General features: G+C 46.8%; 23 protein-coding genes and 1 pseudogene. 5 read left to right on the top strand and 19 right to left on the bottom strand.

The window, feature by feature from the left end; translation table 11 throughout:
* Window positions 1-27: 27 nt before the first annotated feature.
* Window positions 28-891 carry a DUF421 domain-containing protein gene (locus RQP50_RS14590; RefSeq protein WP_072730830.1) on the bottom strand — a complete coding sequence of 288 codons (864 nt, stop codon included), beginning with the start codon at window positions 889-891 and terminating at the stop codon, window positions 28-30.
* A gap of 163 nt (window positions 892-1,054) precedes the next feature.
* On the opposite strand from RQP50_RS14590, the gene RQP50_RS14585 reads away from it, so the two are divergent.
* Window positions 1,055-1,261, top strand: a complete 207-nt coding sequence (locus tag RQP50_RS14585; RefSeq protein ID WP_065292053.1) for a DUF1657 domain-containing protein — start codon at window positions 1,055-1,057, stop codon at window positions 1,259-1,261.
* A 333-nt stretch (window positions 1,262-1,594) separates the two neighbouring features.
* Here RQP50_RS14585 and RQP50_RS14580 read toward each other — a convergent pair whose 3' ends face one another.
* The 8 genes from RQP50_RS14580 to RQP50_RS14545 all read right to left on the bottom strand — a co-directional run bounded on the left by RQP50_RS14580 (window position 1,595) and on the right by RQP50_RS14545 (window position 9,767).
* Window positions 1,595-2,368, bottom strand: coding sequence for a M15 family metallopeptidase (locus tag RQP50_RS14580; RefSeq protein WP_315745847.1), 774 nt, complete (start codon window positions 2,366-2,368; stop codon window positions 1,595-1,597).
* A gap of 237 nt (window positions 2,369-2,605) precedes the next feature.
* On the bottom strand, window positions 2,606-3,226 hold the full coding sequence (locus RQP50_RS14575) for a 50S ribosomal protein L25 (protein WP_315745846.1): 621 nt from the start codon (window positions 3,224-3,226) through the stop codon (window positions 2,606-2,608).
* Between the two features lie 285 nt (window positions 3,227-3,511).
* Window positions 3,512-6,691, bottom strand: a complete 3,180-nt coding sequence (locus RQP50_RS14570) for a family 10 glycosylhydrolase (protein ID WP_315745845.1) — start codon at window positions 6,689-6,691, stop codon at window positions 3,512-3,514.
* A gap of 367 nt (window positions 6,692-7,058) precedes the next feature.
* Window positions 7,059-7,271: a hypothetical protein gene (locus RQP50_RS14565; protein ID WP_083545294.1), complete on the bottom strand. Its 213-nt coding sequence runs from the start codon at window positions 7,269-7,271 to the stop codon at window positions 7,059-7,061.
* An 8-nt stretch (window positions 7,272-7,279) separates the two neighbouring features.
* Complete coding sequence (locus RQP50_RS14560) at window positions 7,280-7,612, bottom strand: YbjQ family protein (RefSeq protein ID WP_021261483.1); 333 nt, start codon at window positions 7,610-7,612, stop codon at window positions 7,280-7,282.
* Between the two features lie 182 nt (window positions 7,613-7,794).
* Window positions 7,795-7,998: a hypothetical protein gene (locus tag RQP50_RS14555; protein WP_072730826.1), complete on the bottom strand. Its 204-nt coding sequence runs from the start codon at window positions 7,996-7,998 to the stop codon at window positions 7,795-7,797.
* A complete protein-coding gene (locus RQP50_RS14550; RefSeq protein ID WP_021253811.1) occupies window positions 7,995-8,198 on the bottom strand; it encodes a helix-turn-helix transcriptional regulator in 204 nt (67 codons plus the stop codon). Before RQP50_RS14550 ends, RQP50_RS14555 begins: the two co-directional genes overlap by 4 nt.
* Before the next feature lie 87 nt (window positions 8,199-8,285).
* Window positions 8,286-9,767, bottom strand: coding sequence for an aminotransferase-like domain-containing protein (locus RQP50_RS14545; RefSeq protein WP_315745844.1), 1,482 nt, complete (start codon window positions 9,765-9,767; stop codon window positions 8,286-8,288).
* Between the two features lie 156 nt (window positions 9,768-9,923).
* Between RQP50_RS14545 and RQP50_RS14540 the strand changes: the two genes are divergently transcribed.
* Window positions 9,924-10,556: a LysE/ArgO family amino acid transporter gene (locus RQP50_RS14540; protein ID WP_315745843.1), complete on the top strand. Its 633-nt coding sequence runs from the start codon at window positions 9,924-9,926 to the stop codon at window positions 10,554-10,556.
* A 76-nt stretch (window positions 10,557-10,632) separates the two neighbouring features.
* On the opposite strand, the gene RQP50_RS14535 is transcribed toward RQP50_RS14540, so the two are convergent.
* From RQP50_RS14535 to RQP50_RS14505, 7 genes and pseudogenes are all read right to left on the bottom strand, one after another.
* Window positions 10,633-12,378 carry a methyl-accepting chemotaxis protein gene (locus RQP50_RS14535; protein ID WP_315745842.1) on the bottom strand — a complete coding sequence of 582 codons (1,746 nt, stop codon included), beginning with the start codon at window positions 12,376-12,378 and terminating at the stop codon, window positions 10,633-10,635.
* Window positions 12,379-12,711: 333 nt separating this feature from the next.
* Complete coding sequence (locus RQP50_RS14530) at window positions 12,712-12,903, bottom strand: hypothetical protein (protein ID WP_021253815.1); 192 nt, start codon at window positions 12,901-12,903, stop codon at window positions 12,712-12,714.
* Window positions 12,904-12,927: 24 nt separating this feature from the next.
* Window positions 12,928-14,964: a hypothetical protein gene (locus tag RQP50_RS14525; protein ID WP_315745841.1), complete on the bottom strand. Its 2,037-nt coding sequence runs from the start codon at window positions 14,962-14,964 to the stop codon at window positions 12,928-12,930.
* A 113-nt stretch (window positions 14,965-15,077) separates the two neighbouring features.
* The gene (locus RQP50_RS14520) at window positions 15,078-15,974 is read right to left on the bottom strand and encodes a helix-turn-helix transcriptional regulator (protein WP_315746148.1); all 897 of its coding nucleotides are present in this window, start codon (window positions 15,972-15,974) and stop codon (window positions 15,078-15,080) included.
* 106 nt (window positions 15,975-16,080) lie between these two features.
* Window positions 16,081-16,974 carry a hypothetical protein gene (locus RQP50_RS14515; RefSeq protein ID WP_315745840.1) on the bottom strand — a complete coding sequence of 298 codons (894 nt, stop codon included), beginning with the start codon at window positions 16,972-16,974 and terminating at the stop codon, window positions 16,081-16,083.
* A 145-nt stretch (window positions 16,975-17,119) separates the two neighbouring features.
* A pseudogene (locus RQP50_RS14510) lies at window positions 17,120-17,770 on the bottom strand (AlkZ-related protein); the annotation flags it as partial.
* 124 nt (window positions 17,771-17,894) lie between these two features.
* Window positions 17,895-18,869 (bottom strand): helix-turn-helix transcriptional regulator, encoded by a 975-nt coding sequence (locus tag RQP50_RS14505; protein ID WP_315745838.1) that lies wholly within the window; start codon window positions 18,867-18,869, stop codon window positions 17,895-17,897.
* 235 nt (window positions 18,870-19,104) lie between these two features.
* Here RQP50_RS14505 and RQP50_RS14500 point away from each other — a divergent pair, with 235 nt between their 5' ends.
* The 3 genes from RQP50_RS14500 to RQP50_RS14490 all read left to right on the top strand — a co-directional run bounded on the left by RQP50_RS14500 (window position 19,105) and on the right by RQP50_RS14490 (window position 23,469).
* Window positions 19,105-20,214: a nitric oxide synthase oxygenase gene (locus RQP50_RS14500; RefSeq protein ID WP_315745837.1), complete on the top strand. Its 1,110-nt coding sequence runs from the start codon at window positions 19,105-19,107 to the stop codon at window positions 20,212-20,214.
* A 242-nt stretch (window positions 20,215-20,456) separates the two neighbouring features.
* Window positions 20,457-22,967, top strand: coding sequence for an excinuclease ABC subunit UvrA (uvrA, locus tag RQP50_RS14495; RefSeq protein WP_315745836.1), 2,511 nt, complete (start codon window positions 20,457-20,459; stop codon window positions 22,965-22,967).
* Between the two features lie 67 nt (window positions 22,968-23,034).
* A complete protein-coding gene (locus RQP50_RS14490) occupies window positions 23,035-23,469 on the top strand; it encodes a MarR family winged helix-turn-helix transcriptional regulator (protein WP_315745835.1) in 435 nt (144 codons plus the stop codon).
* Between the two features lie 245 nt (window positions 23,470-23,714).
* Here the strand turns inward: RQP50_RS14490 and RQP50_RS14485 are convergent, their stop codons facing one another.
* The 3 genes from RQP50_RS14485 to RQP50_RS14475 are packed head-to-tail and all read right to left on the bottom strand — an operon-like array spanning window position 23,715 to window position 26,307.
* Window positions 23,715-25,286, bottom strand: a complete 1,572-nt coding sequence (locus RQP50_RS14485; RefSeq protein WP_315745834.1) for a GMC family oxidoreductase — start codon at window positions 25,284-25,286, stop codon at window positions 23,715-23,717.
* Complete coding sequence (locus RQP50_RS14480) at window positions 25,283-25,879, bottom strand: gluconate 2-dehydrogenase subunit 3 family protein (protein ID WP_315745833.1); 597 nt, start codon at window positions 25,877-25,879, stop codon at window positions 25,283-25,285. The genes RQP50_RS14485 and RQP50_RS14480 overlap by 4 nt, the downstream gene beginning before the upstream one ends.
* 32 nt (window positions 25,880-25,911) lie before the next feature.
* Window positions 25,912-26,307, bottom strand: coding sequence for a hypothetical protein (locus RQP50_RS14475; protein WP_315745832.1), 396 nt, complete (start codon window positions 26,305-26,307; stop codon window positions 25,912-25,914).
* Window positions 26,308-26,310: the final 3 nt, after the last annotated feature.

The following is a 26,310-nucleotide window of genomic DNA, read 5'->3' as shown; positions in this document are numbered from 1 at the left end:
CCACCTCACTTTATCGCATACCTTCGATTATTGGATGAGTAATGGTCGTACCTTCTCAATAATGTGCTGCATCGTGCGAGAGCACTGTCCATACATTTGTTTTGCTTTCTCATCTTCCGTTGACAGACAGAACATTTCCAGATCAGCTTCGCACTTTTTCATCGTTGCTAACGTATTAGCCCTCTTCTGCGGAACCGTAACTTTAATTTGATCGTTGAACAGATCGACATACAACTCTCCGAAACTGTCCACTTGTGCCAAATATACATCTTGAACAGTCTTCACGCCTAGCGCTGTCAACTGTTCGCTCAACCACTTATTATCACGGCCAATCGTAGCAAGCGGCTGCTCCATAACCTGCCCGTCCATAATAACTGCTTGCGGTTCATACTCAGGAGCGACCTTAATCCCTAGATGTTTTGGAGTAAATGGCATATTTTCGCTTTTGAGCAAAACACTTACGTCACCGCTTGATTCCATCATCGCAAATTCAACATCAGCCACTTTGAATACATCCTTCTTTCGAAGCAGCAGCAGCAATTCATCGGAGGTCAGACGTTCCTTTTTCAAGTTGTCTTCAAGAATTTTGCCGTTCTTAATCAGAACTGTTGATTTTCCGTCTATCCAATCCCGCATCGTCTTACTCTTCAGTTGCAAGAATTCAATGCCGAACGAGACCGTGACCCATACACCCAGCGACACAAGCCCAAGATACCAGTTGTCCTCTAAATCCAGAGAAACATAAGCAGCTAGGCTTCCGATCGTGATGCCGGTTATGTATTCAAATACAGATAATTGGGTGACCTGGCGCTTCCCCAGCATTTTGGTCAGCAGGAATAAGGTTACGACTGCAACCAAAGTCCGAAGCATTATCTCTAGCCAAAGTGGCATCATACATCCTCCTTGATAAGAAAAAGTTCCATTCCACTACGTCATTATTTGTAAATGCTCATGATTTTATGAAGTGAGTTAATTTAATTATTTGAGGTATGGCTGCTCCTCTTTCGGGACAAATTATCCTCTGTAGTTCGGAGGAGGAAGGGAGGTGTACAGCATGACCGTTGGATCTCAAGTGAAAACATGCTTAGCTTCGTTAAAAGGTGTACAAGCTGACTTGGAGTCTTTCGCATTGGCCACTCAGAACCAAGAAGCAAAGCAATTATATACGAATGCCGCACAACAAACGCAGCAGATCGTCGACCAAGTGGAAAACCGAGTGCAGCAATTAGAAACGGAGGAGCCTCAATATAAAGGCTTCTAATCCTAACAGAACATACAAGCCATGCAGGAATTGCATGGCTTATTTACATAGCAGACGCGATGCAACCCGTCAAACGTCCAATCAACTCCACAGTTTCCTTCATACAAATATACGGTAATACATCATTACCAAACGAAAGGGGATTTGAACATGTCTGATGTAAGAGGCTGTGGAAGCTGTGGTTTCGGTGGATTTGGCTTTACAAGCACTGGCGTTATCTTGGTACTTTTCATTTTGCTCGTAATCATAAGCCGTTCTTTCTGGTTCTAAGAGCTGCGCCCAGGCGACCACCCAGGCATTGCTTGGGTGGTTTTCCTTTTGCCATCGACGTCGTTATCCGTTCTCCGGAGCAGACCAATACGGATAAGATGAATCATAATATTCTTCCAGTGTAATCCTCCGCTCTGTCAATAGCGTGGACAATTGCTTCCCAACATAACGGATGTGCCATGGCTCATATTGATATCCTGTGATGTGCTCTTTTCCTTTTGGATACCGAACAATATACCCATATTCATGTGCATGATTCTGCAGCCATTTTGCCTCTTTCATGTCCGCGAAGCAAGCTTCCGCTGCACATCTTCCATCGCTGCGCGTGAGATCTATGGCGAGCCCCGTCTTGTGTTCGCTATGCCCCGGCTCCGCACAATACAACTCCGCCTTTTTCTTGCCATAACGCCGTACATTGCTATGATATATGGCCGTCTGAGCAGCATGAGATCGGAACGCAGATACACCTGCCAAATAAATACCGTCTTGTCTAGCACCAGCGATTAGCTGCTCCAGAGCTCTAGCTGCTTCCTTGCGCAATTTGCGCTTATCTACCCGCTCGTCAAAAATAAAGGGAGCCCTCGGATAAACCAGATCATCTGGCCGGTAATCAAGAGGGAGTTCGTGAAATTTATTAACAAGGATCCTGATACTGCCGATTTGAGCCTTATCCATTTTGACATTAAGTTCAATTGGGATCTGATGCATCTTCAACATCGTATGCTGGAATGACTTCAAATCATCCAGTTGCATCGTGACAACATCTATTGCTTGTCTTGGATGAAGAGCGTTCATCTGTGTATCAGTCACTGTCACTTCATATCTTGGGTGTTCCATCCCTTGTATCCTGCAGCTGCTGCATAATGGAATCAATAACAGCATGGACATTACTCGTGCAAATCGCAATCCATCACCCCCATCGCCTATCGTTAGTATGGATCGATGAGACATGATTCATGTGAGCCAATTAGCAGTTGTATACCATGAAAAAAGAGCCTGCTGTGTGCTCGTCCATTCGCACTTGGCAGACTCTACATTCTGTTTACATTTAATTTAGTTAAATGAAATAAAGTGCTATGCTTCGACAGAAGCCGGTGCTGCTGCCGCTTCTGATTCTTCATCCTCTACCTCTTCAATGCCCCGCTGTGTAACAATGGAAACCAATAGCTCATTCTTATGGGACAAGAGATGGATATGTTCTGGAATTTGTACGTCTTCCACCAACATCTTACCGCCTATGCCCAAATGGGAAATATCCACTTGAATCACAGAAGGAAGATGTGCGGGCAGACCCTCGATTTCCAAACTTGTTTCTTGTGTTTGCAAAATACCACCTTTTTTGACCCCAGCAGGTGTACCGATATATTCTATTGGCACATGAATACGGATTGGGTGATTTGCAGATACCTGTTGGAAATCTACATGCGCATAAGAACCATCTTGTTTGACAACGTCTTTGATTAGCGCTTGGACTGGCTTCATACCTTCCACCTGCAGTTGGAACACTTCTGTCCGGCCAACATGTGCAAGCTTGACGAAGTCTCTTGAATCGACATGCAATGCAGTACTCTCGATATCCGCACCGTATACGACGCCCGGGATCCGGCCTTTCTGACGTAATTCACGAAGGGAAGAGCGAGTAAAGTCCGTTCTTCTCTCTGCTTTCAGTTGATAAGTTTTGCCTTGTGCGTTCATATGGAAACTGCCTCCTTGTAGCAATCCTCTCACTTCACCAGAGTGGCGTCCTGCGATGTGTGTTGCAGGACATGTCTATTATTAACCTCGTTAATCTTATTTGAAACAATTTTTCAGTATTTTTTCACAATTTTCTGAAAATAACGATATAGCCTGATCGCAACTCCTTTTCTGTCATTTCACATAAACAATGCCAGCATTCGCAAGGAACACTGGCACTGTCTCTCGTATGCTTCTATTTCCGCTGAATATGCTGTAACGAATATCGTGCTGTGATATGTCCGACTACTTCTGTGATACTTTAATTTGCATTGTGCTCTGCAAGAAACTTCCATACTTTACGGTCACAACAGCGGTACCCGATTTATTCGCCTTCACCATGCCTGCCTCGTTAATGGACAACACCGAAGGCTGATTGGATGTAAAGCGAAGATCATTCGTCAACTCCACTCGATTCCCACTCTTGCCAACTCCGAACACCTTCAGTTGCTGTTGTTTCCCCGCTGTCATATTCGTATCGCCCTTCAACTCAATTGAGACAAGTGGTTCATTCCAGATCCATTTGGATTGGCTAGGCGCACTCTCGTTGTGCAGACGGTCAGCCGCCGTAACCGCATACGTATATTGTTTGCCTGGCTTACCTGTCGTATCTAGGTAAAATTGATATGCGCCGTTCATTTTACGGATAGTCTTCACGATTTGCTTCGGATCATTGACATTCATCGACTCGCTGCCCTCTGCCCGATAGATCACATAGTAAGCAGCCGAGCTGTTCGAAACGTCCTCCCATGACAGGTGAACTCCTTTATCGGTGACATGTGCAGTTGTAAGCTTCGGTGCAGATGGAGTATTGGCTGGAAGCCACGGCATCTCTGGCACAAGGGCTTTATACCGGTAACTGTCCCCGCTTAGTCGATCCTTCAACCCAAGCGGATTATTGAGAATATCGACGGTGCTGAAATGCATGCTCCCCTTCACCGTATCGAAGTTGAGCAGGTATTTCAATTGATTTGGAAGCTCATCGGGATTGAGCCAGGCTGGCGTGTTCGGATCATTCACCTTGTAATCGGCGTGACCGACATAGAGCTGGGTATGTGTTCCTTCTGTTTCCTTCACCCACCAATCCACAAGCTTCTCGAAGGCTGCAGGAGTAAAGCCAAAATACCAGTATATCTGTGGCGTAATATAATCAATCCATCCCTTTTGAATCCACAAGCGTGTATCTGCATAGAGGTCATCATAATTCTGAACCCCAGCTGTTGTATCCGAGCCTGTCGGATCTGTCGCTTTGTTGCGCCATACGCCGAATGGGCTAATGCCAAATTTCATATAAGGCTTCGCCTGCTTCATTTCATTGGACAATTCCTCAATGAAGGTATTCACATTATTGCGTCTCCAGTCCGTAATATCGGAGAAACCAGCTCCATACTGCTGGTAGGTCGCGCGATCAGGGAACTCTACCCCATCCACCTTATACGGATAGAAGTAATCGTCGAAATGAACCGCGTCAATGTCATAATTGTTGACGACCTCCATGATGCTGTCCATTACGAATCGCTTCGCTTCCGGCACCCCTGGATTGAAGTAGAGCTTGCCGCCATAAGAAACTACCCAATCTGGATGCAATCTTGCAGGATGGTCGGGAACTAACTTGTTGATATCTGGCTGCATACTTACACGATACGGATTGAACCATGCGTGGAATTCCATATTGCGCTTGTGTGCTTCATCAATCATGAATTGAAGCGGGTTATAGCCAGGATCCTTGCCCTGTACGCCAGTGAGCCACTCCGACCAAGGTGCATATTTAGACGGATAGAAGGCATCTGCAGTCGGTTTAATTTGCATCACAATAGCATTCATGCCTGCTGTTTCTAATTCATTGAGAAGATTTACAAAGTCTTGCTTCTGCTCTCTTTCCGTAACTACGCCTTCACGCGGCCAATCAATATTGACGACGGAAGCAATCCAAGCTGCTCGCAATTGCCGCTTAGGCAGGATTGTATCCTTGTTCACGACAAGTGTGAAATCAGCAGTCTTGCCTCCGTAAGCAGCAGTTATGGAGCTAATGCCTACTTGAAGAGCCATGACGTTCCCGCTAGCATCTATCGTTGCATTGTGCGGCTGACTGGATTTGAACACAACGCCTGTCGATACTTCTGAGGAAGAGCCATCGGAATAGTATGCTGTCACCTTCCCTTGCAGCGACTCACCGATAGTCATTGCATGCAAGCCGGTCAGCTCAAGTCGTTCCAGCTTCGGCTGAGGCACGGATACCTTCAATTCATAAGCGGAGGAGAATTCGCCATATACCGCCCGCATAACAGTCGTTCCGTTCGCTTGTGCAGTGACCATACCAGCTGCATCAATGGTAGCAACCTCCGGATTGCTGCTATTGTAGCCAACTCCTTCCAGCATGGATACAGGCTTCGCAGCACCTTCATATCGCGCAAATGTATGGGTCTTCACGCGCTCACCTATCTCCATAGCTGGTGCTCCATACAAGTTCAACTGCTGAATGATTGGAGCGGCTTGGCTGACGACTACATCAACTACGGATTCTGGTGCTTGCATGTAGCGAGCCGTTAGTCTTGTGCGCCCTTCGGCCACAGCAGTAAGTGAATTGTCTGGATTTACAGCGACAATGGAAGGATCATCACTGATAAGTACGGCTTCCTTCGACACATCTACTTGTTCTGCTTCGCCAGCAGAAGTCGCTAACACCTGAACCCGTTTTGTCTCTCCTACCTGCAAAGGAGGCAAGCCGATCATCGTTAGCTCATATATTTTTGTCGATCCATAGAAAGCTCGCAGGCTATCAAAATAAATAGCGCCGCTATTTTTATTCCGATCATTCGTTTCTACCACATAGAGCTGATTCAATTTGATAGGCTGAACAAGATTAGTAGGCAAACTCGCAGTAACGTACCTCCAGCCATTCCAGCTGAGCCCGCTGCTAGTAGTAAGGTCAATCGTGGGCTTCGCTCCGCTTGCATCCTGCAGTTGACCTCGCAGCCAGTGCTTATTTCCATCCCCATACACCCACACTCCGATTGAAGATGGATATCCTTTTATTTCACGCCCTACTCCCCCAGATGCGTTCAAGAAATTCAGATAAGCCGCTGATGTTCCCGTCGTTTCCGTGAAATCATAGGTAAGCTTTACTGCATGTTCATCATGTTGGACCGGTTCCGGTCGTGAGGTTAGAACCGCCTTAACAGAACCAGGGACTACTCTTACTGAGGTTGCAGACAGGTGTTGAAGCTGCTCGAAGTCTTCAATAATCTGGGATGAAGCCGTACTGCCTGATGCGAGCGGTTCTGCCTGCGCTTCAGATGACGATAAGGATGAAGAGGATAAATCAGAGGAACTCATTGCGGAAGCGTTTACAATTGTGCTGAACATAAGCACGACCGACATCATCGACATGAGTAAGATACGAGCCCGGTTCTTTGCAAAATACAATGTTAATTCCCTCCCTTTGGATATCGAGTAATGAGAACATCATCGTATGTCGGCTCTAGATGAATGAAATTTTATTTCAATCTTTGAAGCAGTTTAAGTTTAAAATATTTCAAACCGAATGTATATAGCGACAAAAGTATACTTTTGTCTAATGAATAGGACTGGGGACGTAATTCTATATCACTGTTCTCTGTGGCTGAGAATGAATAAAAAATACCCCAGCAGCTGGCAGCGTGGGCTCATAAGTACCGTTACTTACGAACCAGCCTAGCCAACGCTGGGGTGTCACTTGAGTATCGAGGTATCTGGCAACTGAAAGCAACCACGTTAACAAGATTGTTCATTCGTAGATTGCATCCTTCTATTGTTACTCCACGCGGTACCATCGCTGTCCTGTGCGCGGATTGTAATAAACCGTTACCTTTTTCCCTGTTGACGGGTCGATACTAACTTCCGAAGTCTTCTCGAAGCCTTCCGGCACATGTTCATGTTCATTCGCTTGGTGACGGCGATCTCGGATAGCTGAGACAATAAGAAATACGATAAAAAAGAACAGCTGCAATGAAAAATAAACAATCAAAAACGTTATCATCTTACTTCACGATTAGGCCGAAGCGTTACAGCCGTGCCGTATGCAACAATTTCACTCATATTGGTTCCGACTTCACCAGAGTCAAAACGCACCATAATGACAGCATCCGCACCCATCGCTTGTGCGTTCGCTACTAAGCGATCCAGCGCTTGCTTCCGTGCATCCTCTAGCATTTCCGTATATTGAGTGATTTCGCCTCCTACCAATCCTTTGAATGCAGCAGCGATATCCTTCCCCAACCCTCGTGCGCGAACGGTCAGTCCGAATGCTGTACCGAGTACTTCCTTTACTTCATAATTGGCCACTTGCTCTGTTGTTACGATAATCATCGTCAATACTCCTCCTCAACCGCCTTTTCTAGACGGAAACCCATAATGAATCATAAAGTATCTATAGTACGGTTGAGACGATCCTTACGTTCAATCTTCATCATTATTTATTTTAGTTTACAATAATTAAGTTTATATGATTAGATAAGTGACCCTATCTCATCGATTTTTCACGGTAATTATTACATCACTTTTCGCTTATAGTAGACGCGTGTCCATAGGAAGATGGCGTTCCCGATTAATAGGATAGTAAATTGCAATCCGCTATTCCCCTTGACAGTAAAATCATACAGCCCCCACAGCAGCAATGCGATCGTATAGAACATGTAGCCGTTCTTCGCTGACTTGTCATTATGATAACGTTCCATTTCATCTTGCTTTCTCATCGTGATGCCTCCTCATAAGTAAACAGCTGATCGACTGTGACCTCTAACGTTCGTGACAGCTTGAACGCTAGCGCTAAGGTTGGATCATACTTATCATTCTCAATCGCGTTAATCGTCTGCCGACTCACTTCACACCGCTGAGCCAGTTCTTGCTGTGACATGCCCATTCGCTTGCGCAGCTCTGAAATCTTGTTTTTCATAACGAGTTCTATCTCCTCAAATGTAAAAAACATTTTACATCTTTTATTATAATGATCAATAGTCTTATGTCAAATACTTTTGACACTCTATCGTTCGATGACATTCTTATTCTTTACCCACTTCGCAATCAATTGGATAGCCCGCTCCATTTCTACAAAGCTTGCGTAAGCGTACGATAGTCGGAGTTGATGCTTGCTTGAGCGATCATAGATATAACCTGGATTCAGCAGAATTCCACAAGCAAGTGCATGCTTGAACAAGGCTTCGATTGCAATAGACTTATCCATGGTCACCCATATGTAAAAACCGCCTTGGGGAACTCTCCATGCTGCAAAAGATGACCAATGCTGTTTCAACTGATCAAGCAAAAAGTCCCTTCGCAAACGCAGCTGAGCACGAATGTATTGAATGCGCGCCTCGTGAAGGCCCGATCGGAGCCACTCCGCTGCAACTTGTTGCGATAATGAGCTGGAGCCGTAATCCATCTGCATTTTAATATCTGCCAAGCGCTCTATCACCTGCTGCGAACCAACAATCCAGCCCATTCGCAGGCCAGGGCAAACACACTTGGACATCGTTCCCACATAGAGCACTTGTCCATGCTCATCCATAGACTTCAATGATCGTGGCGCCGGGGCATCCAGCCATAACGCTTCGTAGGCACTGTCTTCAATAATCGGCAATCCAATGCGATTGCTGATGTTCATTAATGCTTCTCTTCTGTCCTGCTCCATCACCGTACCCGTTGGATTATGGAAGCTTGGTATCGTATACAGCAGCGAAGCCTTATACCGTAATGCATACTGCTCCAGAGCATTCACTTGTATACCGCCTTGATCCATTGGTACACCAACCATTTTTAGTCCGGCCGATTGGAAGGCATGAATAGAATATAAATAGGAGGGCTTCTCTACGAGCATAGTTGATCCACGACCAACGAGGCCTGCTGCAATGAGCTGCAGTGCTTGAAGTGCCCCCGAGACAATCAGTATCGAATTAGGCGCGGCTTCGATGCCTTGCTCCGACAACTGCTTGCTGAGCTGTTCTCGCAGCGGATAGTGCCCAAGCGGCTGTTCATACCCAAGTGATATTCCATGATCGATTGCACCGCGTATCGTTTTCTCCATCTCTTTTGTTGGCAATAAGTCAGGGGCAAGCTCCCCCGTGCCCATGCGAATCATTTGCGGAGAAATCTCCATGTTATTTATCGTCTGAATAATCGGTAAATTGGGATAATGTGAGCCTTCTTCCACATACGCATTCCAATTCGGCAGAATAGGAGACATGCTATCGACACGATGAGCCATGTCCGTTATAACCGTCCCCCCTCCGCTATTCCCTTCAATAAACCCCGCATCAGTCAAGCAATCCAAGGCCGCCACCAGCGTGCTGCGATTCACACCCAATTGCTTCGCAAGCTTACGCTGTGCAGGGAGTCTCGCACCCGCTTCCCATTCCATAGACAAAATTTTAGATTTCATATAATGCTCGATTTGTTTATACAGCGCGATCGATGAGGATCGTTCGAGTCTCCAATCGCTGTAGTCAATGCTGCACGTCTTTGGCATATGTTCCTCTCCTGCACCAAGTTGATTGATAAGCTTATTATAGAATTTGGTTGGTCAAGAACTCAACCAAATGGTCGGGGACAATTGTAAATTGCTGCGTTATGATATTGTCTTAGAACCGGTTCTATTGATGATGACATACGGAGGTAGATATCAATGGTCGAGGCATTCGTTCACGGAATATTGCTCGCACTTGGCCTTATATTGCCGTTAGGCGCACAAAATGTGTTTATTTTCAATCAAGGGGCTTTATCTAAGCCGTTCGTAAAGGCCATCCCTGTCGTGATAACAGCGGCATTATGCGATACCCTGCTTATTCTAGCCGCAGTTCAAGGCATCTCGCTATTCATCTGGAAGTGGAAATGGCTTCAATACGGACTGTATCTATTGGGATTCTTCTTTCTGTTATTTATGGGTTGGAGTTTGTGGAAGTCGTCAAGCAAGTTGAATGGCAGTCAGGGAAGTGCTATGAGTATCCCAAAGCAAATGATGTTCGCCATGTCCGTCTCTCTTCTGAATCCACACGCGATTCTCGATACGATTGGCGTTATTGGAACGAACTCTTTGCAATATTCTGATAAACTCAAGTGGATGTTTACGATAGCCTGTATCGCAGTATCGTGGCTGTGGTTCCTGGGACTAGCTGTAGCAGGTCATTTCACTAATAAAATCGATGCTGACGGCCGCATCCTCACTTGGTTGAACAAGATATCCGCAATTACCATTTGGTTGATTGCGCTATACATGTTGGTTCAACTGCTAACCGGTGGCCTGACTGTAATTGGATAACTGCGATCCTTTTATGAGGAACGTAATACAAGCAAGACTCCCTGCTCTTCCAGCGAGCAGGGAGTCTTGTTCATTTTTAAACCGTAAAGATTCGAAGTTCTTCTTGCAGATCTTGCATTTTGCGATTCAATAAGGTAGCTGTATCCGATATTTCTTCCACAATAGCAAGCTGCTCTTCGGTCGATGCGGCAACACTCTGTGTATTCAGTGAGGAATCCTTTGCTATGGTAGCAAGGTTGTCCAAAGTGGCAGCAACCTCCTCACTTCCAGCAGACATTTCTTCAGCGGCTGCCGATACCTCTTGAATTTGCTCCGTGACCTGCTGCACGGATGTCCATATTTTGTTGAAATGCTCCCCAGCCTCCTGCACAATCAAGGTACCTTGTTCAGCCTGCTCCGTATTTTCTCCCATCGCTTCGGCCAGTTCCTTCGTATGTGCAATTACCGTATTCAGCATCTCTGCAATTTGTTCCGTAGAGTCCTTCGTTTGCTCTGCAAGCTTGCGCACCTCTTGGGCAACAACGCCGAAGCCTCGTCCATGTTCGCCTGCCCGTGCCGCTTCAATAGATGCATTGAGCGCCAATAGATTGGTTTGCACCGCTACATTGCCAATGATACTGACGATATGCTCTATCTTCTCGGATTGATTCAACAAAGACTGCGTAATCCCTTCAGAACGACTGACGGAATTTCTGATCTGTGCCATTTGCTTCACCGTCAGCTGGACAACCTGATTGCCTTGATCAACCGACTCTGTTGCGTCGATGCTCAGTTCTGATACGGCAGAGGATGATTCAGCGATCCGCTGGATGCCGATTGCAATTTCCTCCATAGCAGCCTTACTTTCTTCAGCCCCTTGCATCTGCGATTCTGAACCAGTTGCAACCTCTTGAATAGAATTGGATATTTCATAGCTAGACTGAGACGTTTGCGTGGCGATTACCGTTAGTTGCTGTGACGATTCCGCGACCTGATCAGCTGTCGTCTTGACATTGGTAACCAAGTGCTTGATTTGAGCAATCATCGTGTTAAAACTATCAGATAGAACGCCGATTTCATCTTTCGAGCGAACCGGAATAGATACCGTCAGGTCACCGGCCGCCACTCTCGTGGACAGAACGGACAGCTGTGTAAGCGGCCGAACTAATCGGCGTATTAAGAAGGCAATCACGATAATGAATACGATACCTATCGATGAGCCAATACCAATAATTTCCCACAACATGGCATTCAGATCGCCGTCAATCTTCTTATTATTGAAATCTACGGCAAACACCGCTATCGTCTCATTCCTGTCATTATTGATCGGCTTCAGCACCGTAATCCATTCGCCATCAAGATCTTCATAGATGTCACTAAAGCCAACACCTGTCCGCTCCATCTCATGGATCGCATCGACAAGCTCTGGCTTGATCTCATACTCGCTTCCTGGCGCATTTCCTAATTCAACGAAGGAATCGTTGCCTTGAAGCACCTTCAGATAGAACTTTCCATCACGTTCCGTGAAACCGGGAGCAAGCAAGTACGAATTCGATATGAAATTGTCGCGTACCATGCTGTTCAAGCTCTCCTGAATCCAAACAATATTCTTATCCGTTGCATATTGTGAGGAATCCATTGACTTGAGCTTGCTAGCAGCTCCTGCAATACCCTCCTTTTCTATCTCGATATTCTTCGTAAGCGTAGTATGAAGGGATAGTAATTCATCATTATAGATTCTTCGCTCCATCATATATGAGGATGATATGAATACAATAGACATGACCATAAGAAGAACGGTCACGACGATGATAGATTTCATCACTAAGCCTTTGTTTTTCATTCAATAGCCCCCTAGTTGACTGACAAACAGGTTATATACAGGAGTTCTTTCCATTCGAATCCTTATTGCCTATAAACCTTGTCCGTATTTACTGACCAATCAGTCTATGTCAATGAGCTATATATCGTCATTTTTCGACAAAAATGAATAGACACGTTTAAAAATATTGTAGAATTTTTCAGAAAACAAGAGCATATATATCCGAGTAAGGAGAAAAAACGCCCCCTTTTAAACGAAGTCATCTACAAAAAACATCCTTGCCGAAATAATCGGCAAGGATGTTGATAGTAAGATTCTGCATGCACAGACAGCATAACTACTAATCACTAACTACTAACCAGATAACGCCATATCAATTCGATATTGAGTCGCTTTTACACATTTTTTGCAAACTTTAAGAGATGTGCCATCGCTTTTTGTTTGCGTGTACAATACTTTAATCCGTGTGCTTCCACACACTGGGCATGTTCCCCGTCCATGTGATGGAACGTTCCATAATGCTTTACCGCGTTTTGTTTTAGCCATTTCGTTTCCCCTTTTTCGTATCTATTATCGTAAATGTGGTGTGGCTCCGCGCGCTTCGCGAACGTCCTTCACCACCTGTTTCATAGCTTCTATAGCATCTTTTTCAATTTGTTGGGCAGAGATAAGAGTGGTCACCATCTCGTGACATAGCCCCTCTTCATGCGCATCATTCCAGTCGTGTCGTAATCTTCGGAGGATTGCAACAATATCATCGTATAAGTCAGCTAGAACTCGATATTTCTCTGCCAGTTGCTCCAGCCCATCCATCGATTGCTTCATATCATGCAAATAACGAGCAATGTAGTGCTTGAAGGTACGATACATGGACAATGTTTGCTCCGCCCCATTCCAATCCGCCGTACCCGACTGGATTTCCTCTATCATTGCATCATAAGCTTGTTCGCCACATGCAAATTGCTCAGGCGGCAAAATGCTATCATGCTGCTCCCATTTATAAATCGCCTGCACCAGCGATTCCGTAATCAGATCACGTACATCTATGGAAATGCTGCATTTGGATATCCGCTGTATAAATACAATCGACGAATTTCCCGTTTGCCCGAGTGTCTGATAAGACACCTTGCATCCGCTATTCCCGCACGAATCTACTGCGAAAAAACACTGCTGCGCTTCGTCATAGCCATAGATCGTGTAGTACTGATCGTGCCAATAAATGAGTCCGACACCTTCTTGTAGAGAAAGCTTCATTTCTTCGATTGCATACTTACGAGAGACCGGGAAGACCGGATCTGTATTGTAGCCTGCATACGTCTCTGAGTAGAGACCAAGCAAATCCGCAGCAACGAAGTGTTCGGCAGGCCAGTTATAGGCCGTCACAGATATAGCATCCAACTGACGATGAACGGACATGCGGAAGGCCAATGATGACATACACGCAATCGTATGCTTCGGATACTTGGTTAGCCCGCCGGCCAGCAGTACACTATGGATATGATCGATAAACGTTTTTGTTTCTGGTACGATTTTCATATTTTCAAGGATAATAGACGTCATCTCTTCACCTGCACCTATTCTTAGTTGTTGACCACAATTATCTTGGCGCCGCCGATCCCCAGTGGAGACTGTTGGAACGCGAACGCATGACTCCTCGTAACCGATTTCAGTGCGCAGTATTTCAATCGCTGCTCGTTCATGTTCCATCGCAAGGTGAGCCTGCTCGATTAGCTGTGGTACATGGTCTGATTGGATGCACAGCTCATGTCCCGTACCATTCTGAACCGTCGCTTTCATGACTTGAAATGCCTCATCTACAAGTTGATAAAGTTGAACAATCTCTGCAGATATGCCAACCTCTTCTTGGATAGAAGCCAAATACTTCAACATGTCACGCTTGATACCAGCATAAGAGCTAATGGTATAAGCGCTACCATGCGGATGATATTGTTGACTAGACAGTGCGGCAATCATATAATCGTATGCTTTACAGCCTGCAGCAAAGTCCAGATCCGGCAAAGTTCGATGCGGCGTATCCCAATCTGTAACTGCTGTAATTAGCGACTCTCGGTAGATTTCTTGGTACGGCATGTCCACTGCACCAATAATCGTTTGATAGTACCAGAATGGCGTAGGGTTATCGATGATGCCAAAATTCCGATACAGCAGCACTTGTTGTTCCTTCGAGTAACCGTCTAGATAGAAGAACACTTCGTCCTCATCGTCATAACCCGTAATCACGGCAAACTCAGGCTTCCAATAGACGACGCCTATTCCTCGATCGATGCTGTGCTGAATATGACGTATCGACTCCTGCTGCGCCAATTCAAACGTACGTTGACGCGTATGCCAAGCAAATTGATTTGATTCAATCCCAATTCGAAGGAGCGCATTGCCATGTTCTTCTCCCAAGTTGCCGTACGCTGTAACTGAGCTCCTTGATAACTCCTTGTGAATAACAAACTTAGATAATAGACCTGTCATTCCGCCTAGCATATATTTCGAACCCTCGTACAGACCAGCACCCGTGAGAACAGCATGCAGGGCATCCACGTAAGAACGATGTTCAATTTGAAAAGAAAGAGATAGAGTAGTTCCTATACTCATGAGCGGCCACTCCTCTCTTATCGCGATAATCCAATTATAATAAAGAAGGTACGACATATAATGTCATACCTTAAAATTCGTATTGTTTTTTGTCTTTCCTGTTATATTTACGCCTATTCGCTAAGCATCCCCATTATTTGTTCACATCTTGCTTTTACCTTCTCTTTCAGCCATTTCGGTTTCACAATCCTTGCCCAATCTCTTGTTGACATAAATAAGGACACATCGAAAAATTGGATCTCGAATACCACCGAATCTTCTCGTTTCATAAGATTGTAATCTCTCCATGCTTCCGAAGGCTTATCTATAAACTCTATGATTGCCGTAAATGGCTGAATAGGAAGATTCGATGAACCGAAGGTAGAGGGCAGTTCACCATTTAGCCGAGATATTCCCGCTGCTCGTTCCATTCGGATGATTCGATCCAAGCGAAGCATCTTCTGCTCCTCCTCCTGCTCGCACCATCCAATGACGTAATCGACGTATTGCTTGTAGCACAGCTTATAGGGGTGAAACGTATACGTCTCTGCTCCTTCCATGCCGTCATATTGAATGGTAAGCACTTGGTTGTTCTGAATGGCCATGCTTAGTTGATTTGCTATGTCAATGATCTCGACATTGATCTCATAAGCTGGAATTTGCTGAGACTGCAGCTCATTAACGTCTGACAAGCGACGGAACAATTCTGATATTTGCAGCATAATTGGCAATTTCGCTTGGTATTCATCATAACCGCCATAATTGTAATCCTGATAACGATGAGACAAGAATGCTAGCGTTCGTCTTAATTCTTCCGTAATATACGTGCTAGGCAAAGCAAATGTCGCATCCGTATACCGATAGCCTCTTTTTTTGGCATCATACTGAAGAGGAGCTCCAAGAGAGTTGACCATATGTTCAATATCTCGATTGGCTTGTCTGGTAGATAGCTCGAATTGATGTGCTAATTGAGTACAATTCGGAAAATGATTCGATCGTACTTCTTGATCAAACCATAAAATTCGATGCATATTGCTCAAATCCAAGTTCCCCCTTGTAGACATAGACAAAACAACAAAATCACTATGTTGTGCATAACTTCGTAATTGTTGGAAGTTGGCCTTATCGTCGCTATTGTTAGCGTTGCAACCATCCATATGACTTCAACGTCAGCAGCCGATTGACGGTTACGTATCCCCGCCATTCCATCTCGCCTGCTGGACTCACTGCTGGCCAGCTTATTGACCAACCGCCATCCTCCTGCTGCTCCTCCACAAGGGATTGCAGATGCTCTTCGATTTCTTTCTCAGTGACAAATTGTACGCAGTAGCTGTGACGCGTTGGTGCCCAATCCAGCACCTTATGAACATACCCTTCCGCCTTCGTATTGCGTTCAATGACACCTGGCAGCTGCAGCCATTCGTTCACCTTCTGCAATGCCCTCTCTGCTCGTTCTTTATCCGGATGACCAGTTAAGAAGGAGATATATTGTATATTGCTGTGATAGCCTTCATTATCGGCTGCCTCTAGCTGATTCCACATGAACTGCTCAGCCTGCTGGAACCATTCTTCTCGGGTGAGCTCAGGAACGGTATGCTGCTTCATCAAATACCCGAGAATATGTCCCGTAGGATTTATGGAGGCTTGACGATCATCGGCGACTGTCCACCAAGGCGCATGTGGATATTCATTCGCTGACGTCTGAATAAGAGGGAATCCTCCAGTGTCGCCCACTGTAACCGATTTCAAATAGCTGCCGATTCCAACAATTAACTTGCGGTCATATTCATCAATCTCGTGCATAATGGATAGTGCTACTTCTGTCGGTACAGGCTGACTATGCGGACAACGAATATCAGGCTCCAGCGCTTGACCGAATCCTCCATCCTCATTTTGAAAACCTGTAAGAGCCATGATAACAGCTGCCTTGCTCCCTTGGCCGAAATGATATTCAAAACGTCTGCGGTCGAGCAGTCTCGCATTCTCGTAAATAAAGCGCTGCGCGCGATTGAAGCTGTCTACACTCAACATTTTTATCAACTCCATTATTATTTAATGTGATTAATATATTTCGTGAATATCATTTTCTCGCTTCGTCACTTGCCTTCTTCCATCGATTTGCTCGTCGCAGTCCATATCGACTCATTTATTTAATGCAATTAAATTGATGGACAATTTATTGCAGCTTTAGGATTTTATTAAAATAAGTTAACGCTTCCGAAGTCGTAGAACGAGCAAGACGTTCATAGAGCTGTTCCTTCGCATCCTGTACAGATATCATTGACGTCTCGATACCCAGATTCTCCAGCCAATGGTCAATCGTCTCATAGGAGGTGCTATTCCATCCGTTCACTTCGCCAGCACTATTGCGCCGTTCTGTCACACCCGAGATGACAATATCCATCGTCCCCTGCAGCTCATTTAACGCATTGTCGAATGCCTTCTTCTGATCAGGGGATTTCATATCTGCCTTCACTCGCAGCAGCCTCGTATCGATACCGGGATGTTCAACAATGATGCCATACAACAGTTTCGCCTCCGGCGACATCTCACCTGCTGCATACCGTTCCTTGACGGAACGAGTATCGCCAAGCACGGAGCGGACAATCGGTACCCACTCCAGCGAGATAAACACCCCTTTCTTCTTGATGAACTTGCCGTAGGCAGCAACCCCATCCCCAGGAAATTGAACCCGCCAACGCCACGGATCCGCATCGGTGTCACTATGCCATGCCGATTCTTCTGTCACACCCGCAAGTGAAGGATGATGGGGAGCGAGGTTGGCCAGCGGCAGAATACCCACTTGGCGAATAAGCTCAACTGCTTCTTTATAAGAAGTGAATCAAATTCGTATTCGCGCTCATCTTCGATCTCATCCCTTCTTCGTCTGATCTAACATCTTCTTCCTTCCTCTGTTCCAAACGCTATGTATCAAAAAGAAACCTAAAGGCCTACCTTGTTCCCTTATACCTCTCACATACCTGATGAGCATGCTTATAAATGGCTTCTCGCAATTCCACAGGCTCCAACACCTCTGCATCCAAGCCAAGGCCATAGAAGAAGCGCTGTGCCCATTCCCATTCTGACTGGGGACAGTTAAACTCAACCTCTCCCACATCTTCACCGGTTTCATGCACCAATTCCCCAATATGTTCATCTTGCTCGACAAGCAGCATGCCGCGATAGGTCAGTTTTGCCCGGATTCGGATCGGGTCTTCCTTTTTCACGGCTTCTAGATTACGCTTTATTTGGCTGCCCTTGCCGTTGTCCCCGTTGCCCTGTACTGTGCGTACATCTTCATCTTCGGCTATCGAGATTTGAGACATACGATCGACACGGAATGATCGATCTTCACCATGTGTTAACGAATAGGCTTCACAATACCAGAACCCATGTGCCGAATATATCCGCTTCGGCTGGATATACAACCAACGCTGATGCTTCTGTGAACGATAGAATATATGGAGCCACTTGGGCTTCGCCTGTGATAGAAGCGCAATCAGCTGCTTCAACTGCGGAGCACGGTAGTTTCTTGTAGGTACGGACAGCTCGACACGCTCTAACATCGGTTCCACCTCAGTCAGCACTTCACTGGATACGATCTGCTTCAGCTTGTCCATGACCGTCCAACGCTCCTGATTGAATGGTGAATCGGGAAGCTGTGTCATGCCTTGCAGCGCGAAGAGCACGGTTAATGCTTCTGTGGTCGATAATTGAAGCGGCTGGAGCATGTAGCCATCCATTAACCGATAGCCCCCGCTTGAACCCGCTGTCGCATATAACGGTACTCCCATCTCGCCCAATGCTTGCATATCTCGGATAATGGTACGGCGGGAGACTTCGAATTTCTCTGCTAATGATTGAGCCGTTTCGGAACGGTGATGTAGGGCGATAATGATAGCAATTAATCGATCGATTCGTTTCAATGGCTTCTCCTTAGCTGGATGATTTTCACGGTTTGACCTGATTATATCATGTGAATGGTGACAGCTTGTATGTCACCATTTATGACCGGGTAACAAAATTTTTGCGACGATTTTCCGGCTGAAATTGTTACATCTCATCGACATCGTCATCAATGGTACATACCAAATCGTTAGAATCTGATATAGTTAATCCGACACATTACGGCGCTTACGCCGCAAGGAAGGACATCGGAAGATGAACGTATACGCGAAGCATACGCTTCTAGAAGAAGCTTCAACATTTATTAGGCAATGCTATCAAGAGCTCGGCAAGCTCCCTGCTGACATAGAGGGGCGCTTATCACAAATACATTCCGAGATTGAACATACTGGCACTTATTCGCATACTGCAGAAGAACTAACTCACGGAGCTAAGATGGCTTGGCGCAATAGCAATCGCTGTATTGGCCGCTTGTTCTGGTCATCCTTGCATGTGGTTGACGCCAGACATATAACCGAGTGTAAGCAGATCGCAGACGCGTTAGTCCAACATATTGACTTCGCAACAAATGATGGCCGGATACGTCCTGCAATCACGATTTTTCCACCTGCTCATCCAGACGGAATGCATCCTGTTCGGATATGGAATCATCAGTTGATTCGCTATGCCGGCTATGAGACTAGCCAAGGCATCATGGGAGATCCTCACTCGCTCTCATTTACCCGAATATGTGAATCACTTGGATGGCAGGGAGAACACACACCGTTCGATGTGCTGCCTCTTGTTATTCAGACAAGAGCTAACTCACCGCAGTTATTTGAGATTCCGAAGTCCTCCGTCTTAGAGGTGCCGCTCGTCCATCCCGAGTTGGAATGGTTTGCTGAGCTGCAGCTGCGATGGTATGCCGTGCCGCTTATTGCTGATATGCGCCTTGAAATCGGCGGCATCTCCTATCCTGCCGCGCCATTCAATGGCTGGTACATGGGAACAGAAATCGGCGCACGGAATTTGGCCGATGAAGGACGATATAATTTGCTGCCAGTCATCGCAGAGCAAATGGGGCTGTCTACGGTGTCGAATACATCACTGTGGAAGGACAGGGCTCTTGTTGAGCTTAATACCGCAGTGCTTCACTCCTTCAAGGAAGCGGGTGTTAGCATCGTAGACCACCATACGGCAGCACAACAATTCGTTAAGTTCCAGGAGCAGGAACAGAGTTGTAACCGTGCTCATACAGGCGACTGGACATGGCTGATTCCACCGATGTCACCCGCCGCAACGCCTATTTTCCACCAAAGCTACGACAATACGATTGTGAATCCGAATTTCTATTATCAATCTGTACCGTATATTAACGAAGCATGATCATCAATTATTCTGTTCTCACAAGGGCCTGCTCGCCAAAATAGTCGAGCAGGCTCCTTTCTTTTTATTCCGTAACACAAAACATTGGGTCAACTAATTGCAGATGCACGCAGCGTAATGAGTCTCAGAGTCTCATTCTAGCGCCATTTGACAACTTCTACGTACAGGTCTATATTAATTTCTGTAATCAATAGTTTCCTCTCTCAACTATTGAACTATTCAAATAATAAGGAGGAATTAACATGACTGCATCATCACACGAATGGATCGTCATTCAAGGGGCTCGGGAACATAACTTGAAGGATGTCACTGTTCGTTTTCCACGCAATCATTTGTCCGTTGTAACCGGTGTATCTGGTTCAGGGAAATCAACCCTGCTGTTTAACATACTTGTCCAAGAGGGTGAGCGCAAATTTGTTAGTGCTTCCGGACATGCAGCAGACAACGTGCAGCGGCCGGATTATGACGACATCTACGGTCTGTCCCCTATCGTCAGCGTTAGTCAGCATCATCATAACTTCAGCCGACGCTCTACCGTTGGAACATATAGTGAGATTTATACATATCTGCGTTTGCTGTATACGGCAATTGGAGAACGTGCTTGTCCGCATTGCCAAGTAGTGTTCAGTTATGCGGATATACGTACGACCCCTGTTCGTCTGTCTGAGGAAGAACATTCCCATCAGGAGCACTATGCGTGCCCTTCTTGCGGACAACCCGTTGAAAATATAACCATGGCTCACTTTTCCTTCAATTCACAGCTTGGTGCGTGCCCGGCGTGTACGGGTCTAGGTGAACAAATAGAGCCCATTCTCGATGCAATTGTACGTCCTGATTTGTCGATTCAAGATGGAGGCATTCAAGTTTGGAAAAAGGGATTCCTGTGGCACTTTGCCCCGCTTCTCCTGCGTGCAGCCAAATATTATCGCCTTCCTCTGGAGGAGGAAGATCTTCAGCGGCCGATCGGCGAATTGCCAGACATCGTCCGTCACATGCTGCTGTACGGCACGGATGATCCACGCATTCGCGAGCTTCGCCCTGATGCCCCTGCCCCATCCAATATGAAGCAGGGCAAATATGAAGGTGCAGTGAATAGCCTATTGCGCCGATATTACGAGGGTGACGATGACGAGGAATCGCAGCTGGAATTCGCCCGCTTCCTCCGTACAGTTCCTTGCGAGTCCTGTCACGGTTCGCGGTTGAATGCAACAAGCTCGTACGTCCTGGTGAACGGGACGCCGATCCACCATCTCATGTCTATGTCTCTAACTCAACTGCTGAATTGGCTTGAAGGCTTGCCTTCTGCTCTGCCTGATCGATACGTCGAAGCGGCTCAGCCTATCTGTAGGGAATTGCGGGAACGTACGCGAAGTCTCATGAATGCGGGACTGAACTATCTATCACTAGATCGAAGCTTTTCTAGCCTGTCTGGCGGAGAAGCGCAACGTATGCGGCTGGCCTCCTTGCTGAATTCGAACTTGAGCGGCATGATCTGCGTTCTTGATGAACCTACGACAGGATTGCACCCGCAGGATACCGACAAGGTGATGCATTCGGTACGTAAGCTGGCCTCTCTCGGCAACACCGTAATTGTCATTGAACATGATATCGATATTATCCGACAAGCCGATTATGTAGTGGACATCGGCCCAGGCGCAGGAGAGCTTGGAGGAGAGCTTGTCTTCCAAGGGACGGTTAACGAGTTGCTGTATCACCCGCAATCCATGACGGCTCAAAGCCTTCGTGAATCTCTGAATCGGCATCGTTCAACCGCTCGAAGCTGGAACCGCACATTGACCATCCGTGATGCACACGCAAACAACTTAAAGCATATTACGGTGGACATTCCCCTGGGCATCATTACCGCCATTGCTGGCGTGTCGGGCTCCGGAAAGTCCACGCTGGTCATGGAAGAGCTGCTTCCCCAGTTGCAATCAATTGGTTCGCCATCGAATGCTTCCAGCCGAATTGGCGGTTTAGAACATATTCAGCATCTCGTCGTTGTCGATCAGCAAGCGATGGGCAAAATGTCCCGTTCTAATGCTGCAACCTATACAAAGGTATTCGATGACATTCGGGAATGGTTCAAGGAATTGGCCTCTAGACAAGGCTTGCGGTTGAAAGCCTCTGATTTCTCCTTCAATGTAGCTGGAGGAAGATGCGAATCCTGCAAAGGCACGGGCAGTCTTAAGGTTCAGATGCACTTTATGGCCGATCGCTTGATTCCTTGTCCAACTTGCCACGGGAAGCGTTATTGTGAGAAAATACTGTCTGTGCAATGGCATGGACATTCCATAGCCGATGTATTGGGCATGAGCATCCAGCAAGCAAGAGAACTGTTCCGCGATATTCCGAAGATCGCAGCCAAGCTGGATTGCTTATGCGATATAGGCTTAGGATATTTACGGATGGGGCAACCATCCAGCACATTCTCTGGAGGCGAGGCGCAGCGCGTCAAGCTGGCAGCAGAACTGTCCAATGCCCGCAGCGGCCACACGCTGTACATATTGGATGAGCCTTCCGTCGGATTGCATGACCAGGATACGAGCAAATTGCTTGCCGTATTGAATCGGCTCGTCGATCGCGGAGATTCGGTTCTACTAATCGAGCATAATACCCAACTTATCGCAAATTCGGATTGGGTGATCGAGCTTGGCCCAGGAGGAGGGCAAGAGGGTGGTACCGTAATCGCCACCGGTACGCCCGATTCATTGAAATCCAGCAATGACTCCATTATAGGGGCCTATCTATAAAATATAGCCATAGGAAATGGCGTACCAAGTTCCCGAAAAGGTGCGAGTAGAAAGGACGAGATAAAAATTGACCGAACATATTAATTGCGATTTCGAAAAGGAATTTACGATGCTCCAATGCAAGCTGGTCGCAGAGCATAATCGGTTCAATGTGGAAGGAATCACTTCCGCGCAGTACAATATATTGGATCTGCTTGCTACGAATGGAGCAAAAACGACTCGAGAGCTTGCAGATTCGATCCATACGACATTATCCGCGATTTCCAAATTAACAAAGAAACTTATCGATAAAAACATGATTACACAAACACGCGATACTCAAGATCGACGCTATATGTATCATGAAATCACCGAACAAGGTCACGCCTTCCTCCAGAAGGCGGCCTACTCTCGCCATGGCGTCATGAATCGAATTCGTGATGGGCTCAGTGAGGATGAGCTGCAACAGCTGGCAAGCTTATGCGGTAAGATAAATCAATCATTGACGGGAAATATGGAGTAGGAAGTAAACTGTAAACTACGTATAGCAATATCGAGCATGCTAATTATTCATATAACCGAAACTACACCCGTCCAGCATAAATATCTGCTATGAATTGTAATCCTGCCGGATTCTCATGAATTAAGTTGGAAGGTAAATCGTTTGTTGCTCCGAATGAAATGGCAAGAAAGACCATAGGAACGAAAAGTTCCTATGGTCTTTCCACGTCATTGACATTACTCAAACGATTTAATGAAGGAAGCTTATTACAGCTCCAGCTTCCTCGCTTGTTCCTTGATGTAATCGGCGGTTCGCAGAGCCAGTGACATTACGGTATTCGTCGGGTTAGCTCCGCCGGATGTCACGAACATGCTGGCATCGCAGACGAACAAATTGGGAATATCATGGCATTGCCCATACGAATTGACGACAGAAGTCTGCGGATTCGTGCCCATTCGGCAGCCACCCATGAGATGAGCGGTATCCGGCACGACATATTTGACATCGCCGCCTTCCGCTTCCAGAATTGCGCTCATTTTGCCAACGGCATGCTCGATTAGCTTCCGGTCGTTCTCTCCATAGCTGAACGTTACCTTGGCCCGCGGCACTCCATTCTCATCCTTTTCACCGGCAAGCGTTACCCGATTGTCCGGGTTCGGCAGCACCTCTCCTACCATCGTAATTCTTCCGTAGTAATTATAGTCCAGCAGCTCTTCCTTAAGCCGGCTTCCCCAGATTGGGCCTGTCCGAGACTTGCTCAAGCCCTGAGCGAACCCGACGGGTCTGGCGCCATGTGCATGAAGGGTGTAGCCTCGCGCGAACCCCCTGCTTTTGTCTGTCTCATAGAAGTCTTGCGTCGTCGCCAGTACTGGAGTTCCCTTGTACAGCCGTATATCGCGGTCGAATTTGGCATAAACGTCCTCGCTGCTGTGCGGCATAATCGCTTTGCCAACCCAACCACTGCTATTGGCAAGTCCATCTGGATAGCGGTTATTCGCAGAGTGAAGCAGCAGTCTCGGCGTCTCTACCGCGAAAGCGGACAAGATGACTACTTTTGCCTTCTGCGCATAAGTCACGCCCTCATGCACGAACGTTACGCCCGTTACCTTGCCGTCGCTTCCCGTTATCACTTGGGTTACCATGCAATCGGCTAGCACCTCCGCTCCTGCAGCGATAGCCTTCGGAATATGCACAATTAACGTGCTGAATTTCGAATTCGGCATGCATCCTTGGTTGCAAAAGCCCCTGTTGATACATGGCGGACGGCCGTCGAACGGCGCGGATATGATGGCGAGCGGCGGAACAGACGAACGAATCCCCAAATTCTCGCAGCCCTTCATGAATAAATAAGCATTCGGACTCAGCGGATCTCGTTCTGGATACGGATAAGGCCCATGGTAGCTGCCCCAAGGGAAATGCTTCGGACCGGATACCGCAATCGCTTTCTCAATGCGCGAGTAATACGGCTCAAGTTCCTCATATCGTATGGGCCAGTCTTCTCCAACACCATCCAGTGTCTTGGTGCGGAAGTCAGATTCATGGAATCGAAGAAACACGGCCGTAAAATGCACCGTTCCTCCGCCTACACCGCGACCGGAGTTGTTATGACCCATCGTCAGCGGGTCTTTTCCGTCCACAATGCGGGTGTCCTGCCAGCCCAAGTTTTTCATGGTAAGCTCGTCGCTTGCAAAGTCCTGCTGCGGATCGCGAAACGGCCCGGCCTCCAGTACAACGACGCGGAACCCGGCCTCGCTCAATTCCTTAGCAAGCACGCCGCCGGCGGCACCGGCGCCGACGATTACAACATCCGCCTCATCAGCAAATTTACGCAATATCATGCTTCTTCCTTCGCCTCCCATGGATCAAGCCGTCCGATATCGCCGCGAACATAGCCGCGCGGGTATGCAGGGCCGGCATACCCCATCTCAGACCACACGATAGGATGCGAGCAATACGCCTCGACAGTCAGATTAAGCATCTTCAAGAACCATTCGCGTTGAAGATTGCTGGGCCATTTCGAATAATCCGCTCGTCCATCGCTAATTTGCCGAAGCACCTCGGTAAGCTGCTGTGCTTCACATTTGCTCGCTTTTTTTCCCGTAACTTGCAACAGGAACTTGTCTAAATGCTGAATCCCTTCAAGAATAAGCATTTTGCGCTCCGGCACGCCCGTTCTGCGTTCCCCTTCTCCCGTCGTCGTATCCTTTAATGTCTGGTCTACGTGGGCGAGCACATATTGAATTACTTCCTCTCTCTCGTCATCGACGAGCGCGGAACATACCTGTTGCAGCAGCTTATATTCCTCACCATCTAGCACGGTGCAGGACTGCGACTTACTTATTCTGCTCGTCACGATGGCTTGGGTATGGGTATCCCATGCCTCGCGTTCATCCAGTACATTGAATGAAGGATACCGAGTTCTTCTCACCATCAATCTCACTCCAGTACAGTCATCTTCAACCATTACGCTCGCCAATACAGCGCTATTATCCCAAGCAGGCTCATCGCGGTAATCATGAGCGGCATAATGACAGGAGGCCCAATTAGAAAGTTATGTGATTGATAGCCCCCGACCCGCTTTCCTACACCACGAACATGATAATAAAAACCGACCAGTCCCGCCAAAGCTCCAACCCACATAAGGATTTGAAAAAAAACACGCAGCCATGCCACGTGAAAGCAGACGAGAATCAACCCGAACACAAAAAACAACGGAGATGCCAGCACGGGCACCCACATCGCTTTATGGTGAAAATTTTGCCGATAATGAGACATCGTCACTTGTATGCCGATTAAACAAAAGGCTAAACTGACGAATAAAATGAGCATTCGCTCGATTGGCCAACCTTCCCATCCCATCGC

The organism is Paenibacillus suaedae (assembly GCF_032337355.1).
GTDB classification, from domain to species: Bacteria; Bacillota; Bacilli; order Paenibacillales; family Paenibacillaceae; genus Paenibacillus_B; species Paenibacillus_B suaedae.
The sequence above is the reverse complement of the archived record's forward strand: the minus strand, read 5'-3'. Positions and strand labels throughout refer to the sequence as shown.